Here is a 14,551-nt window from a genome sequence, read left to right on the forward strand (position 1 = left end):
ACCCGGCAGCCGGGCGTCGCACGACGCCCGGCTGCCGGGCGCGGAGCAGGAGCGTGCACGTGAGGGACGGACGGACGACGCCGGCCGGGTCTTGTGCGCCGGACCGGCGGGAGCGCCGTACCGGACCGACCGGATGCCGTGCGCGCCCCCTAAGGTGACCGCATGAGCATGACGCCACCCGGCTGGTACCCCGACCCGGCCGACCCCGCCGTCGAGCACTGGTGGGACGGCACCGCCTGGACCGGGCACACCCGCGCCGCCGGCACCGGCGCCCCCACCGCCCTGACCCCCGCGCGCCCGGAGCGGCGGACCGGCCGCCTCGTCGCCGTCGCGCTGGCCGGCGTGACGGTGACGGCGGTGGCCGGCGCGGCGGCGCTCCTCCTCGGCGGCGGCGACGGACCGCCGGCCGACGCCGCGAACAGCCCCACGCCACCACCGGTCACGTCCGCGCCCGCGTCGCCGCCCCCCGCCCCGGCCACCTCCCCTCAGGAGGACCCGGGACTCGTCGTCGACCAGCTCAACGGCATCACCCTGCCCGTCCTCGACGGCTGGGAGAAGGCGGAGTTCACCACCGACAACGTGCCGACCGTCTCGACGGTCGCCGACGACCCGTGCCCCGCCGCGAGCAGCCGCACCTGCAAGCGCGGCACGGTGTCCTCCCGCACCGCCACGGCCACCGGCACCAGCGACCCCAAGGCCATCGCCGAGGAGGACATCGCCAGGGCCGCCGACCGTGCCTTCGAGGAGGACGCCCTCGGCGTCCGGCCCTACGGCGGCATCCGCTCCCACAAGGTGCTGGCCGAACGGGCCGCGGTCGTCGCCGGCCGCACCGGCTACCTGGTCCGCTGGCAGGTCACCACCGGCCAGGGCCCCGGCGGCTACGTCCAGTCCCTGGTCTTCCCCTCGTCGCTCGGCAGCGAGTCACCCGTGATCGTGCGGTTCGCGTTCTCCGCCGGGCCGGGCGCCCCGCCACTGTCGGCGATGGACGAGATCACCGCCGGCATCCGGCCCGTCGGCAGCTCGACCGGTGGGGGAGTGGGCAGCAGCATCGGCCCGTGACCGCGCCGGGCGCCCGCCGGGCCCGTCAGAGGAACGTCCGCCCCTCACCCCGGTAGGTCGGCACGGTCGCCGTGACCCGGTCGCCCTCGATCAGGTGCAGCGCGTCGAACCGCTCGCACAGCTCGCCCGCCTTCGCGTGCCGGAACCACACCTTGTCGCCGATCAGCAGGTCGTCGGCGGCCGGGCCCAGCAGCGGGGTCTGCACCTCGCCCGCGCCCTCCCGCGGGTCGTACCGCAGCCCCTCCGGGAGGTACGGGACCGGCAGCCGGTCCGCCCCCGCCGCACCCGACGCGGGGTACCCGCCCCCCAGCACCGTCACCACGCCCATGCCCGGCCGGCGCACCACGGGCTGCGCGAACAGCGCCGCCGGACGGCCGCGGAACGACGTGTAGTCGTCGAACAGACGCGGTACGTACAGCCCCGACCCGGCCGCGACCTCGGTCACCGCGTCCTCGGCCGCCGTGTGCTGGACGCTCCCCGTCCCGCCCCCGTTGACGAACTCCAGGTCCGGCGCCACCGCCCGTACCGCCGCCACCACGGCCGCCCGCCGCACCGCCAGTTCCCGCCGGGCGGCCGCCTGCATCAGCCGCACCGCCCGCGACCGCACCGGCCGGCCGGCGAGGGCGTCACCCACACCGGCGACATGACCCTCGTACGCCATCAGCCCGACGAGCCGGAACCCCGGGCGCCGGGCCACCGACCGCGCCAGCTCCGCCACCTGCGCCGGCGTACGCAGCGGCGACCGGCGGGCCCCGATCCGGATCCTGCCGCCCAGCAGGTGCAGCGACGTGTCCAGCTCCAGGCACACCCGGACCTCCTCGGCACCCCCGTCCCGCGCGCCGTCGACCAGGTCCAGCTGCGCCGGGTCGTCCACCATCACGGTCACCGCGGCCGCGAGCTTGGCGTCCCGCGAGAGCTCGGCGAACCCGGCGCGGTCGGCCGACGGATAGGCCAGCAGCACGTCGTCGAACCCGGCCCGCGCCAGCCACAGCGACTCGGCGAGCGTGTACGACATGACGCCCGCGAACCCGTCCCTGGCCAGCACCCGCTCCAGCAGCGCCCGGCACCGCACGGACTTGCTCGCCACCCGTACCGGCTTGCCGCCGGCCCGGCGGACGAGATCGTCGGCGTTGGCGTCGAACGCCTCCAGGTCGACGACGGCGAGGGGCGCGTCGAGATGGGCGGTGGCCCGGTCGTACCGGGCCCGGTCAGCGGCACGCGGAGTCATGGCCAGAGCCTGCCAGAACCGCCTACCCGGGGGTAGGGGGACGTTCCGGTCAGATCCGGCCCGGCCGGCGGCCGCGTTCCCGTCCGAGCGGGCGCAGCCCGTAGAGTTACCCACGCGCTGACGAACGGGCCTGCCCCGCAAGGCGATCCGGACGACACCGAGGGGGGCGGATGAGCACCGAGGCACGACACCCTTCGCCCGGCGCCACGCGGACTCCCCGCCCGCCGTCGATACCGCCGTCGGCCCCGGGTTCCGGTTCCGCCCCGGCGAGCGCGTCCGCCACCGCTCCGGTCACGCCGCCCCGCCCCACCACCGCACCGGCGGCCCGCCCCGCGACGGGTTCCGGTCAGACCCGGCCGACCGCGTCCGGCACCGTTCCGGCCCAGGGACCCGGCGGCGCCCCTACGCGCCCCCTGGCCCCCGCCCCCGGAACCGCCCCCGCCCCCGGAACCGCTCCGGCACCCGCCTCCGGGCTCCGCCACGCCACCACCGCGCCCGCCACCGCTCCGGCCCCCGGTACCGCGCCCGCCCCGGCACCCGCGCCCGCCTCCGCGCCGCGCACGCCCGCGCCGGCGCCGGCGCGCGAAGCCGCCCCGGCCCCCGCCTCCGCGCCGCGCGCCCCCGCCCCGACGCCCGGAACCACCGCCGCCCCCGGGCCCGCCACGGCGCCGCGCGTCCCCGCCTCCGCGCCCGCCGCCGGGGCCGTCGAGACGACCGCCCGGTTGCGCCCCGTCCGCGAGCAGGCGACCACCCCTGCCGCCCCGCCGGCCCCCGGAGCGGCGCCCCGGGCCGTACCGCCCACGACGCCGAAGCCCACGACGGCGGCGCCCGCGACGCCGACGCCCCCGCCGCCCACCCGGCGGCGGCCCGTCGGCGCCGTCGACCTCACGCCCCGGCCCGGGGCCGCCTCCCCGCACCCCGCCGCCCCGCACGTGACCGCCCCGCACCCGACCGCCCCGCCCTACTGGCTGCCCCCAGAGACGCCCGTCGAGACGACCACCCGCCTCCGGCCCGTCCGCAGCAGGCACCCCGCCCGCGCGGCGGCGGCCGTCGCCTGCCTGGTGCTGGGGCTCGGGCTCACCGGCGGGGCGGCCGCCGGGTCGTGGCTCGTGGGGGACTCGGCCGCGCGGACCTCCGCCGGTGACCGCTTCGGCGAGGCGCGCGGCCTCTGGCACAGCGTCCCCGTCGACACCCTGTTCCCGCGCACCCTCGACGGCGAGGGCGCCGGACCCGGACGCGCCGACCGCACCTGGACGCGGGTCGCCGTCGCGCCGGACGGGCCGTGCGCCGGGGCCTTCGACCCGCTGCTGCTGCGGACCCTGCGGCCGGTGGGCTGCGACCGGGTGCTGCGCGCCACGTACACCGACGCCACCTCCACCAGCGTCACCACCGTCGGCATGGTCTTCACCGACGCCGACCGCCCCGGCATGGCCGCGCTGCGTGAGCGCTTCCGGGCCGAGAGCCTCGACGAGCGCACCGACCTGCTGCCGCGCACCCTCTCCGCACCCGGCACCGTCGCCGCCCGCTTCGGGGACGCGCAGCGGGCGAGCTGGCGGGTGAGCGTGCTCACCGACGTACCCGTCATCGTCTACGCGGTGTCCGGCTTCGCCGACGGCCGTACGGTCGCCGACCCGCAGCCCGCCGCCGAGGCGATGGCCGAGGGCCAGACCAGCACCCCCGCGCAGGCGGGACTCGGCCACGACGCCGACGGCATCGCCGACCGGATCGAGCGCCGCCTCCGCACCACGGCGACCACCGGCGCGGAAGCCGCACAGGAGCTCCGATGACGTCCCCGACCCACCGCCGCCGCGGCGCGGCCCTCACGGCCGCCCTCGCCGCCACCGCCTTCGCCGTGCTGCCCGCCGCGCCCGCGCACGCCGACACCATCCGGGAGCGCCAGTGGGGCCTGGAGGCGCTGCACACCGCCGGGGCCTGGGACACCACCAAGGGCGAGGGCGTCACCGTCGCGGTCCTGGACACCGGCGTGGACGACACCCACCCGGACCTCGCCGGCAACGTCCTGCCCGGCAAGGACCTCATCGGCTTCGGCGCCCGGCGCGGCGACCGGCCCTGGGCCCGCCACGGCACCGCCATGGCCGGCATCATCGCGGGCCACGGGCACGGCCCCGGCGGCGAGGACGGTGTCCTCGGCATCGCGCCCGAGGCGAAGATCCTGCCCGTCCGCGTCATCCTCGAAGGCGGCGACCCGGCCCGCACCAAGGCCCGCAACACCCGGGGCACCGCCCTCGCCCAGGGCATCCGCTGGGCCGTCGACCAGGGCGCCGACGTCATCAACCTGTCGCTCGGCGACGACAGCGAGTCCGCCCACCCCGACGCGGGCGAGGACGCCGCCGTCCAGTACGCCCTGTCCAAGGGCGCCGTCGTCGTCGCCTCGGCCGGCAACGGCGGCGACAAGGGCGACCACATCTCGTACCCCGCCGCCTATCCCGGCGTCATCGCGGTCACCGCCGTCGACCGGTACGGCACCCACGCCGCGTTCTCCACCAGCCGCTGGTACGCGACGGTCAGCGCGCCCGGCGTCGACATCATCATCGCCGACCCCGACCGCAAGTACTACGAGGGCTGGGGCACCAGCGCCGCCTCCGCGTTCGTCTCGGGCGCCGCCGCCCTCGTCAAGGCCGCCCACCCCGGGCTCACCCCCGCCCAGGTCAAGAAGCTGCTCACGGACACCGCCCGGGACCGCCCCCGGGGCGGCGGCCACGACATCGACAAGGGCTACGGGACGATCGACCCGGCCGCCGCGATCCGGGCGGGTGCCGCGCTGCGCCCGGCCGACCTCAAGGCCGCCACCGCCGGCTACGGCAAGCGGTACTTCGGTACGGGCCCGGCGGCCGCGCCCGGCGGGGACGAGGACACCGGCCTGCTCGCCCCGGTCGCCGGCGGGATCGGCGTGCTGCTGCTGGCCGCCGCGCTCGTGCTGTGGCGCGGGGGCCGCGCCGCCGGGCGCTGACCCGCGCCGTTAGGCTCGTCGCGTGGCGCTCAAGAACATCCCTGACCCCGGTTTCTCCGACGACGACGGCACCGCCGACCCGAGGCTCGCCGAGGCCCTCGCGGCCTGGGCCGAGGACCGGGCCGCCGAGCCGCGCGTCCTCGCCGCCCTCAAGGACGCCCGGCTGCTCGTCCCGGTCGTCGCCGTCCTCGGCGAGGTGGAGGAGGACCCGGAGACGGGGCTGCGCCGCGAGAAGACCAGCGACATGGCCGTCCCCACGCTCACGGCCGGCGACCGCCGCGCCCTGCCGGCGTTCACCTCCCTCACGTCCCTGGCCCTGTGGGACCCGGCCGCCCGCCCCGTCGCCGTACCGCTGCACCAGGCGCTCCAGGCGGCCGCCCACGAGAAGGCCGACACCCTGGTGCTGGACCTCGCCGGGCCGGTGCCGTACCAGCTGACCGGCCGCGCGCTGCTCGCCCTCGCCGAGGGCCGCACCTCCACCGACCCGCTCGCGGACCCGGCCGTCACGGCGGCGGTGCGTACCGTGGTCGCCGCCGAACCCGCGGTCCTCCGCGCCCACCTCGGCCCCGGCACCGCGGACGGCACCCTCGCCCTGGTGCTGGCCCCGGACGCGGCCCCCGCCGAGGCGGCCCGTCGCGTCGCCCGCGCCCTGGCCGCCGACGAGACACTGAGGGCCCGCCTGGTGCGCGGCCTCGACCTGGCACTCCTGCCGGCCACCGCCACGCCCCCGGGCGAGCCCTTCTACGTACGTCCCTGAGACTGCGTACGCCCCTGAGAGGGACGGCCGCGCGGATCAGCCGTAGACCGGCCCGGTGTACTTCTCGCCCGGGCCCTGACCCGGCTCGTCGGGCACGAAGGACGCCTCGCGGAAGGCGAGCTGGAGCGACTTCAGACCGTCCCGCAGCGGAGCCGCGTGGAAGGAGGAGATCTCGGTGACGCCCGCGTCCAGGAGACCCGCCAGCGCGTGGATCAGCTTGCGCGCCTCGTCGAGGTCCTTGTGCTCGTCGCCCTCCTCGGTGAGCCCGAGCTTGACGGCGGCGGCGCTCATCAGGTTGACGGCGACCGTCACGATCACCTCGACCGCGGGGACCTCCGCGATGTCGCGGGTCATCGTCTCGAAATCGGGGGTCTGGGCGGCGGAGGCGTTGCTCGGCGTTGCGTCACTCATGGGGCCCACGATATGCGCCCCGTCCCGGTTAGCCGCACCCGGCGGGAGCTGGTAACCTGGTGTGACGACCGGCTGGACACGACTCGTGCTCCGGCCCACAAGTGGAGGCTCCGATCTCCCACCTGACCGTCCTCCGGGACGGCGGGTCACCGGTCAGGTGGCGACCATCGTTCCGTACGGACGATGGAGCCGCCCGATGTGCGCCCCGCGGTACGCCGTGGCGGTGCTCCGGTATGACGAGGAGCCCCGCCTGTGTCCCGTCCGGGGCATTTTTCATGCGCCGGCGCGGTTGGTCTCACTAAACAGACGTTACGCGTCCGTCCGCCAGGCGGTCGCGTGGTGCTACCGAGGAGGATCCATCAGCGCCGAGCCCCGCATCAACGACCGGATTCGCGTTCCCGAGGTGCGACTTGTCGGTCCCAGCGGCGAGCAGGTCGGGATTGTTCCGCTTGCCAAGGCCCTGGAGCTTGCGCAGGAGTACGACCTCGACCTCGTCGAGGTCGCGGCGAACGCCCGTCCGCCGGTCTGCAAGCTCATGGACTACGGGAAGTTCAAGTACGAGTCGGCCATGAAGGCCCGTGAGGCGCGCAAGAACCAGGCGCACACGGTCATCAAGGAGATGAAGCTCCGGCCGAAGATCGACCCGCACGACTATGACACCAAGAAGGGTCACGTCGTCCGGTTCCTCAAGCAGGGCGACAAGGTCAAGATCACGATCATGTTCCGTGGTCGCGAGCAGTCCCGGCCGGAGCTCGGCTACCGCCTGCTCCAGCGGCTCGCGGAGGACGTCCAGGACCTCGGCTTCATCGAGTCGAACCCGAAGCAGGACGGCCGGAACATGATCATGGTTCTCGGCCCGCACAAGAAGAAGACCGAGGCGATGGCCGAGGCCCGCGAGGCCCAGGCCGCTCGCAAGGCCGAACGCCAGGGCCAGCCCGCCCAGGCGGACGAGGTCGCCGACGAGGTTGCCGACGAGGCCGCCGAGGCCTGATTCCCGGGCGCCCGCCCAGGATTCAACCGACACACATGACGCTCCCGCCTGCCGGTCCCCGGACCGGCTGGGAGCGCCACTGACGAGGAGAGAACGGCGCTATGCCGAAGAACAAGACGCACTCCGGTGCCAAGAAGCGCTTCAAGGTCACCGGCTCCGGCAAGATCCTGCGCGAGCGCGCCGGCAAGCGCCACCTGCTCGAGCACAAGTCGTCCAAGCTGACGCGTCGCCTCACCGGCAACGCCGAGATGGCCCCGGGTGACAGCGCCAAGATCAAGAAGATGCTGGGCATCTGACTGACCTCCGCCCCCGGCCACCGGGGGCAGCCCGACACCGGGACCCATATCGTTTCCGGGCCGTGTGAGTCCAACCACGGCCCCGCTACAAGGAGTTAACAAGTGGCACGCGTCAAGCGGGCAGTCAACGCCCACAAGAAGCGCCGGGCGATCCTCGAGCAGGCCAGCGGCTACCGCGGTCAGCGTTCGCGCCTGTACCGCAAGGCCAAGGAGCAGGTCACCCACTCGCTGGTCTACAACTACAACGACCGCAAGAAGCGCAAGGGCGACTTCCGTCAGCTGTGGATCCAGCGCATCAACGCCGCTGCCCGCGCCAACGGCATGACGTACAACCGCCTCATCCAGGGTCTGAAGGCCGCCAACATCGAGGTGGACCGCAAGATCCTGGCCGAGCTCGCGGTCAACGACGCCAACGCGTTCGCCGCGCTCGTCGAGGTCGCCCAGAAGGCGCTCCCGAGCGACGTCAACGCCCCGAAGGCCGCTGCCTGATCTCCCAGGCCGCAGTTCTTCCCTCCGGACCCGCAGGCCCCGAGCCTGCGGGTCCGGTCTGTTCAACCCCCGCGCGTACGAGAAGAGAGCCGCCGACCACCATGGGCACCCCCGAGCTGATCTCCCCCCGTTCCCCGCGCGTCATCGCGGCGCGGCGGCTCGCCAAGCGCAACTTCAGGGGCAAGGAGCGCCGGTTCATCGCGGAGGGCCCCCAGGCCGTGCGCGAGGCCGTCGCCCACCGGACCGGCGGCGAACCGACCCTCGTGGAGCTGTTCACCACCGTCGAGGCCGCCGAGCGGTACGCCGGCATCGTCGAGGCCGCCCGCGCCACCGGCGCCCGCGTCCACCACGCCTCCGACGCCGTGCTCGCCGAGGTCTCCCAGACCGTCACCCCGCAGGGGCTGCTCGGGGTGTGCCGCTTCCTGGACTCGCCGTTCGAGGAGATCCTCGCCGGCCGGCCCAAACTGGTCGCCGTCCTCGCCCACGTACGCGACCCCGGCAACGCCGGGACCGTGCTGCGGTGCGCCGACGCGGCCGGCGCCGACGCCGTCGTCCTCACCGACGCCTCCGTCGACCTCTACAACCCCAAGGCGGTGCGCGCCTCCGTCGGCTCCGTCTTCCACCTCCCGGTCGCCGTCGGCGTCCCCGTCGAGCAGGCCGTCGCCGGACTGAGGGGCGCCGGGGTGCGGATCCTCGCCGCCGACGGGGCCGGCCGGGACGACCTGGACGCCGAGCTCGACGCCGGCACCATGGGCGGGCCCACCGCCTGGATCTTCGGCAACGAGGCGTGGGGCCTGCCCGAGGAGACCCGCGCCCTCGCCGACGCCGTGGTGCGCGTCCCCATCCACGGCAAGGCCGAGAGCCTGAACCTGGCGACCGCCGCGGCCGTATGTCTCTACGGCTCCGCGCGTGCGCAGCGTGCTGCCGGAGGGTGCCGCTCCGTGACCTCCAGCTAGTAGGGTGGCGGGCTCGGGGGCCCACTGCGTGACACGGAGGGGTGGGAGACGGGGATGACGGTCGGCACCAGCAGGCCCGCGGCACGGAAGGGCGCCTTAGCGGGCGCCGGCGCGGGCGCTTCCGCCGCTCCCGGCACGACCGGGACGGACACGGCCGGGACGGACGCGCCCGCCACGCCCGGGCCCGCGACGGCCACGCCTGGGATCGACCCCGACGACCTGCCCGACGGCCTCGTCGTCGCCGACGCGGACGGCCGGGTGGTGTGCTTCAACGCCGCCGCCGTGCGCCTCACCGCCGTCCCCCGCGCCGAGGCACTCGGCCGGCCCCTGGACCAGGCGCTGCCGCTGGAGGACCTCAAGGGCAGGCGCTGGTGGACGCTGACCGACCCGTACGGCGGACTCGCCATCCGCGTCGGCCAGCCCGAGCGCAACCTCCTGCTGCCCGGCAACCGGGAGGTCCTCGTCGCCGCCCGCTACGTGCGCGAGGAGCCCCTCGGGCCGGTCCGGAAGGTCGTCGTCACCGTCCGCGGCACCGAGGCGCGGCGGCGCACCGAGCGCAGCCACGCCGAACTGATCGCCACCGTCGCCCACGAGCTGCGCTCCCCGCTCACCTCCGTCAAGGGGTTCACCGCCACGCTGCTGGCCAAGTGGGAGCGGTTCACCGACGACCAGAAGCGGCTGATGCTGGAGACCGTCGACGCCGACGCCAACCGCGTCACCCGGCTGATCGCCGAACTCCTCGACATCTCCCGAATAGACTCCGGGCGTCTCGAGGTGCGCCGCCAGCCGGTCGACATCGCGGCCGCCGTCGGCCGCCACGTCCAGGCGCACACCGCCCGCGGCCAGTCGCCGGACCGGTTCTTCGTCCGCGTACGCCACCCGCTGCCCGATCTGTGGGCGGACCCGGACAAGATCGACCAGATCCTCGGCAATCTGCTGGAAAATGCGGTGCGCCACGGTGAGGGAACCGTCACCATTGAGGTGGCCCCCACCGGCCCCCAGGACGACGAGAAGGGAACGGCCGTCACCGTGAGCGACGAAGGCCCCGGCATCCCCGAGGAGTCGATGGGCCGTGTCTTCACCCGCTTCTGGCGGGGGAGCAAGCGCGGCGGGACCGGCCTCGGCCTGTACATCGTCAAGGGCATCGTCGAGGCGCACGGCGGGACCATCACCGTCGGCCGCGGACCCGCCGGTGGCGCCCAGTTCCGATTTACGCTGCCCGTGGGCGCCCCGGCCTACCTGGCCTAGCCAGGGCCCGCCGAGTGTCCACGGGCTGATCCGCGGCTCATCGCGCCGCCCACACCCCGTTAGACTCGTCCTTTGGCACCTTTGCGTCCTCGGTCGTCGAGCGGGGGCCCCAGCCAGCCCATCGGAAGTACGGGAAGAGATGTCGGCACCGAACAAGTCGTACGACCCAGTCGAGGTCGAGGCACTGAAACCGGAAGAGATCGAGCGCATGCGGGACGAGGCGCTCGCCGCCTTCGCGGCCGCCGGCGACCTCGACGCGCTGCACGAGGCCAAGGTCGCCCAGACCGGCCCCACCTCGCCGCTCGCGCTCGCCAACCGGGAGATCGGCGCCCTGCCGCCGCACGCCAAGGCCGAGGCCGGCAAGCGCGTGGGGCAGGCCCGGGGTGCCGTGAACAAGGCACTGGCCGCCCGGCAGGCCGAGCTGGAGGCGGAGCGCGACGCGCGCGTGCTCGTCGAGGAGGCGGTGGACGTCACCCTGCCCCACGACCGCACCCCGGCCGGCGCCCGCCACCCGCTGACCACCCTCATGGAGCGCGTCGCGGACGTCTTCGTCTCCATGGGCTACGAGGTCGCCGAAGGCCCCGAGGTCGAGGCGGAGTGGTTCAACTTCGACGCCCTGAACTTCGTGCCGGACCACCCGGCGCGCCAGATGCAGGACACCTTCTTCGTCCGGGGCACCTCCTCCGACGGCGAGGCCACGACGGGCGACGAGTCCGGCATCGTGCTGCGCACCCACACCTCCCCGGTGCAGGCCCGCACGCTCATCGACCGCGAGCCGCCCGTGTACGTGGTGTGCCCCGGCCGCGTCTACCGCACCGACGAGCTCGATGCCACGCACACCCCGGTCTTCCACCAGATCGAGCTGCTGGCCGTCGACGAGGGCCTGACCATGGCGGACCTCAAGGGCACCCTGGACCACATGGTCCAGGCGCTCTTCGGCCCGGACATGAAGACCCGGCTGCGCCCGAACTTCTTCCCGTTCACCGAGCCGTCCGCCGAGATGGACATGCTCTGCTACGTGTGCCGCGGCGAGTCCGTCGGCGACGTGGACCGGCCCTGCCGCACCTGCGGCAGCGAGGGCTGGATCGAGCTGGGCGGCTGCGGCATGGTCAACCCCAAGGTGCTCACCGCCTGCGGCGTGGACCCCGAGAAGTACAGCGGGTTCGCCTTCGGGTTCGGCATCGAGCGGATGCTGATGTTCCGCCACAACGTCGAAGACATGCGAGACATGGTCGAGGGTGACGTCCGGTTCACCCGGCCGTTCGGGATGGAGATCTGATGCGGGTCCCGCTTTCGTGGCTGCGGGAGTACGTCGACCTGCCGGCGACGGAGACCGGCCGTGACGTACAGGCCAAGCTGGTGTCGGCCGGGCTGGAGGTCGAGACCGTCGAGCGGCTCGGCGCCGGCCTGACGGGCCCGCTCGTGGTGGGCAAGGTCCTCACCATCGAGGAACTGACCGAGTTCAAGAAGCCGATCCGCTTCTGCACCGTCGACGTCGGCGGCGCCAACGGCACCGGCGAGCCGCAGGAGATCATCTGCGGCGCCCGGAACTTCGCCGAGGGCGACAAGGTCGTCGTGGCCCTGCCCGGCGCCGTCCTCCCCGGCGACTTCCGGATCGCCGAGCGCAAGACGTACGGCAAGGTCTCGCGCGGCATGATCTGCTCCGGCGACGAGCTGGGCATGGGCGACGACGGCTCCCACGGCATCATCGTCCTCCCGCCGGAGTACGAGGTCGGCATCGACGCCACCGAGCTGCTGGAGCTGTACGACGAGGTCCTCGACATCGCCGTCACGCCCGACCGCGGCTACTGCCTGTCGATGCGCGGCATCGCCCGCGAGGTCGCCACCGCCTACGGCCTGCCGCTGCGCGACCCGGCTCTCCTCGACGTGCCCGCGCCCAACTCCTACGGCTACCTGGTCAAGGTCTCCGACCCGATCGGCTGCGACCGCTTCACCGCGCGCACCGTCGTCGGCCTCGACCCGGAGGCCCGCTCCCCGATCTGGCTCCAGCGCCGCCTCCAGAAGGCCGGCATGCGCCCGATCTCCCTCGCCGTGGACATCACCAACTACGTGATGCTGGAGCTCGGCCAGCCGCTGCACGCCTACGACCGCTCCCGGCTCGACGGCCCCATCGGGGTCCGCCGCGCCGAGCCCGGCGAGAAGCTCACCACCCTCGACGGCACGGTCCGCGTCCTCGACCCGGCCGACCTGCTCATCACCGACAACCGCGGCCCCATCGGCCTCGCGGGCGTCATGGGCGGCGCCAACACCGAGATCGCCGACTCCGAGACCGACCCGGAGACCGGCGAGGTCCGCGGCACCACCGAGGTGGTCATCGAGGCCGCGCACTTCGACGCGATCTCCATCGCCCGCACCGCGCGCCGCCACAAGCTGTCCTCGGAGGCGTCCAAGCGCTTCGAGCGCGGTGTCGACCCGCAGGCCGCGGCCGCCGCCGCGCAGCGCACCGTCGACCTGCTGGTCCTCCTCGCGGGCGGCACCGCCGAGGCCGGCGTCACCGAGGTCCTCGCGCCGTCCGCGCCGCGCACGATCACGATGCCCGCCGACCACCCCGACCGCGTCGCCGGCGTGGCGTACGGCCGGGAGACCGTCGTCCGCCGCCTCCAGGAGGTCGGCTGCGACGTGTACGGGCAGGACGAGCTGGTCGTCACCGTCCCGTCCTGGCGTCCCGACCTCAACGAGCCCAACGACCTCGCCGAAGAGGTCATCCGGCTCGAGGGGTACGAGAACCTGCCCTCCACGCTCCCCAGGCCCCCGGCCGGCCGCGGGCTCACCGAGCGCCAGCGCACCCACCGCCGCGTGGGCCGCGCCCTGGCGGGTGCCGGGTACGTCGAGGCGCTGAACTACCCGTTCATCGGCGAGCAGGTCCTCGACCAGCTCGACATCCCGGCGGACGACCCGTGCCGCGAGGTCGTCACCCTCGTCAACCCGCTCTCCGACGAGGAGCCCGCGCTCCGCACGACGCTGCTGCCGGGCCTGCTCGGCGCGCTGCGCCGCAACGACGGCCGCGGCAGCCACGACCTGGCGCTCTTCGAGACCGGCCTGGTCTTCAGGGCCGCCCGGGAGCAGGGCGTCGCGGTGCGGCTGCCCGTCGACCGGCGCCCGACCGACGAGGAGATCGCCGGCGTCAACGCCGTCCTGCCCGAGCAGCCGCGGCACGCCGCCGTCGTCCTGGCCGGGGCGCGCGAGCAGGCGGGCTGGTGGGGCGGTGGCCGCCCGTCCGACTGGGCCGACGCCGTCGAGGCCGCCCGGACCGTCGCCCGCGAGGCCGGCACCGAGCTGATCGTGCGTCAGGGCCAGTACGGGCCGTGGCACCCGGGCCGCTGCGCCGAGCTGGCCGTGGTGGTGGACGGCGAGGAGCGGGTCGTCGGCCACGCCGGCGAGCTGCACCCGCGCGTCATCAAGGCGCTGCACCTGCCCGCCCGTACGTGCGCGATGGAGCTGGACCTCGACACCGTCGAGCGGGCCTCGGCCGGTGCCGTGCGCGCGCCGCGGATCTCGGCGTTCCCGGTCGCCACGCAGGACGTCGCCCTGGTCGTGGACCGGCAGGTGCCGTCCGCCGAGGTGGGCAGCGCGCTGCGCGAGGGCGCCGGTGAACTGCTGGAGTCCATCCGGCTGTTCGACGTCTTCGAGGGCGAGCAGATCGGCGAGGGCAAGAAGTCCCTGGCGTACGCCCTGCGGTTCCGGGCGGCCGACCGCACGCTGACCGTCGAGGAGGCCTCGGCCGCCCGTGACGCCGCGGTGGCCGTGGCCGCCGAGCGGACCGGCGCGGTGCTGCGCGGCGCCTGACGCCCGTACGCACGAGGAGGGGCACGGCCGGGACCACGGGCCGTGCCCCTCACGCGTGCCCGGACCGGACGCCGTAGGGCCGGGGGCGCGGGTACCGCCGGGCGTCTCCCCGGCGGCGTGGACGTGATCGGCCGTGCGCGACGGTCGTACGGGTACGGCGCGGACCCGGGGCCGCGCCGTACCCGTCCTGTGCCCTCCCATCGGTCGCGTCCGTCGGGGACATGGCGGTGCGGCCGGCGCCGTCCGCCCTGCCGCGGAGTGTCGGGCAGATCAGGCAGGACGGACGACGCTCCTGCGGGCCGCCGCACTGTTCGAGGGGGAGCCGGCGGCCCGGCCGC

Annotated in this window: 13 protein-coding genes; 11 read left to right on the forward strand and 2 right to left on the reverse strand. The window is 75.0% G+C overall.

What is annotated here, in order from left to right:
* Positions 1–162: 162 nt before the first annotated feature.
* On the forward strand, positions 163–1,059 hold the full coding sequence (locus tag ACZ7LK_RS23140) for a DUF2510 domain-containing protein (RefSeq protein WP_471143042.1): 897 nt from the start codon (positions 163–165) through the stop codon (positions 1,057–1,059).
* A gap of 25 nt (positions 1,060–1,084) precedes the next feature.
* Here the strand turns inward: ACZ7LK_RS23140 and ACZ7LK_RS23145 are convergent, their stop codons facing one another.
* The gene (locus ACZ7LK_RS23145; protein WP_392275871.1) at positions 1,085–2,287 is read right to left on the reverse strand and encodes an amino acid deaminase/aldolase; all 1,203 of its coding nucleotides are present in this window, start codon (positions 2,285–2,287) and stop codon (positions 1,085–1,087) included.
* A gap of 170 nt (positions 2,288–2,457) precedes the next feature.
* Here ACZ7LK_RS23145 and ACZ7LK_RS23150 point away from each other — a divergent pair, with 170 nt between their 5' ends.
* The 3 genes from ACZ7LK_RS23150 to ACZ7LK_RS23160 are packed head-to-tail and all read left to right on the forward strand — an operon-like array spanning position 2,458 to position 6,015.
* Positions 2,458–4,074: a hypothetical protein gene (locus ACZ7LK_RS23150; protein ID WP_471143046.1), complete on the forward strand. Its 1,617-nt coding sequence runs from the start codon at positions 2,458–2,460 to the stop codon at positions 4,072–4,074.
* Positions 4,071–5,258 (forward strand): type VII secretion-associated serine protease mycosin, encoded by a 1,188-nt coding sequence (mycP, locus tag ACZ7LK_RS23155; RefSeq protein WP_471143048.1) that lies wholly within the window; start codon positions 4,071–4,073, stop codon positions 5,256–5,258. The genes ACZ7LK_RS23150 and mycP overlap by 4 nt, the downstream gene beginning before the upstream one ends.
* Positions 5,259–5,280: 22 nt before the next feature.
* Positions 5,281–6,015 (forward strand): SseB family protein, encoded by a 735-nt coding sequence (locus tag ACZ7LK_RS23160; protein WP_471143051.1) that lies wholly within the window; start codon positions 5,281–5,283, stop codon positions 6,013–6,015.
* Positions 6,016–6,051: 36 nt separating this feature from the next.
* Here ACZ7LK_RS23160 and ACZ7LK_RS23165 read toward each other — a convergent pair whose 3' ends face one another.
* Positions 6,052–6,426: a DUF1844 domain-containing protein gene (locus tag ACZ7LK_RS23165; protein ID WP_392275876.1), complete on the reverse strand. Its 375-nt coding sequence runs from the start codon at positions 6,424–6,426 to the stop codon at positions 6,052–6,054.
* A gap of 289 nt (positions 6,427–6,715) precedes the next feature.
* Here ACZ7LK_RS23165 and infC point away from each other — a divergent pair, with 289 nt between their 5' ends.
* From infC to pheT, 7 genes are all read left to right on the forward strand, one after another.
* Complete coding sequence (gene infC, locus ACZ7LK_RS23170; protein ID WP_392275877.1) at positions 6,716–7,417, forward strand: translation initiation factor IF-3; 702 nt, start codon at positions 6,716–6,718, stop codon at positions 7,415–7,417.
* 101 nt (positions 7,418–7,518) lie between these two features.
* Positions 7,519–7,713: a 50S ribosomal protein L35 gene (gene rpmI / locus ACZ7LK_RS23175; RefSeq protein WP_041128339.1), complete on the forward strand. Its 195-nt coding sequence runs from the start codon at positions 7,519–7,521 to the stop codon at positions 7,711–7,713.
* A 102-nt stretch (positions 7,714–7,815) separates the two neighbouring features.
* Positions 7,816–8,202: a 50S ribosomal protein L20 gene (rplT, locus tag ACZ7LK_RS23180; RefSeq protein WP_064068121.1), complete on the forward strand. Its 387-nt coding sequence runs from the start codon at positions 7,816–7,818 to the stop codon at positions 8,200–8,202.
* A 101-nt stretch (positions 8,203–8,303) separates the two neighbouring features.
* The gene (locus ACZ7LK_RS23185; RefSeq protein ID WP_392275878.1) at positions 8,304–9,158 is read left to right on the forward strand and encodes a TrmH family RNA methyltransferase; all 855 of its coding nucleotides are present in this window, start codon (positions 8,304–8,306) and stop codon (positions 9,156–9,158) included.
* Between the two features lie 54 nt (positions 9,159–9,212).
* Complete coding sequence (locus tag ACZ7LK_RS23190) at positions 9,213–10,406, forward strand: sensor histidine kinase (RefSeq protein WP_392275879.1); 1,194 nt, start codon at positions 9,213–9,215, stop codon at positions 10,404–10,406.
* A gap of 139 nt (positions 10,407–10,545) precedes the next feature.
* Entirely contained in the window at positions 10,546–11,685 is a 1,140-nt protein-coding gene (gene pheS / locus ACZ7LK_RS23195) for a phenylalanine--tRNA ligase subunit alpha (protein WP_392275880.1), read from the forward strand.
* Positions 11,685–14,213: a phenylalanine--tRNA ligase subunit beta gene (gene pheT, locus ACZ7LK_RS23200; RefSeq protein WP_392275881.1), complete on the forward strand. Its 2,529-nt coding sequence runs from the start codon at positions 11,685–11,687 to the stop codon at positions 14,211–14,213. Before pheS ends, pheT begins: the two co-directional genes overlap by 1 nt.
* Positions 14,214–14,551 lie beyond the last annotated feature (338 nt).

It is taken from the genome of Streptomyces sp. NPDC039423, assembly GCF_055598725.1.

Coding starts and splice junctions, on each gene's coding strand:
- pheS (WP_392275880.1), top strand. CDS start 10,546: ATGTCGGCACCGAACAAGTCGTACGACCCAGTCGAGGTCGAGGCACTG.
- mycP (WP_471143048.1), top strand. CDS start 4,071: ATGACGTCCCCGACCCACCGCCGCCGCGGCGCGGCCCTCACGGCCGCC.
- ACZ7LK_RS23190 (WP_392275879.1), top strand. CDS start 9,213: ATGACGGTCGGCACCAGCAGGCCCGCGGCACGGAAGGGCGCCTTAGCG.
- ACZ7LK_RS23165 (WP_392275876.1), bottom strand. CDS start 6,426: ATGAGTGACGCAACGCCGAGCAACGCCTCCGCCGCCCAGACCCCCGAT.
- ACZ7LK_RS23185 (WP_392275878.1), top strand. CDS start 8,304: ATGGGCACCCCCGAGCTGATCTCCCCCCGTTCCCCGCGCGTCATCGCG.
- ACZ7LK_RS23145 (WP_392275871.1), bottom strand. CDS start 2,287: ATGACTCCGCGTGCCGCTGACCGGGCCCGGTACGACCGGGCCACCGCC.
- ACZ7LK_RS23150 (WP_471143046.1), top strand. CDS start 2,458: ATGAGCACCGAGGCACGACACCCTTCGCCCGGCGCCACGCGGACTCCC.
- ACZ7LK_RS23140 (WP_471143042.1), top strand. CDS start 163: ATGAGCATGACGCCACCCGGCTGGTACCCCGACCCGGCCGACCCCGCC.
- rpmI (WP_041128339.1), top strand. CDS start 7,519: ATGCCGAAGAACAAGACGCACTCCGGTGCCAAGAAGCGCTTCAAGGTC.
- pheT (WP_392275881.1), top strand. CDS start 11,685: ATGCGGGTCCCGCTTTCGTGGCTGCGGGAGTACGTCGACCTGCCGGCG.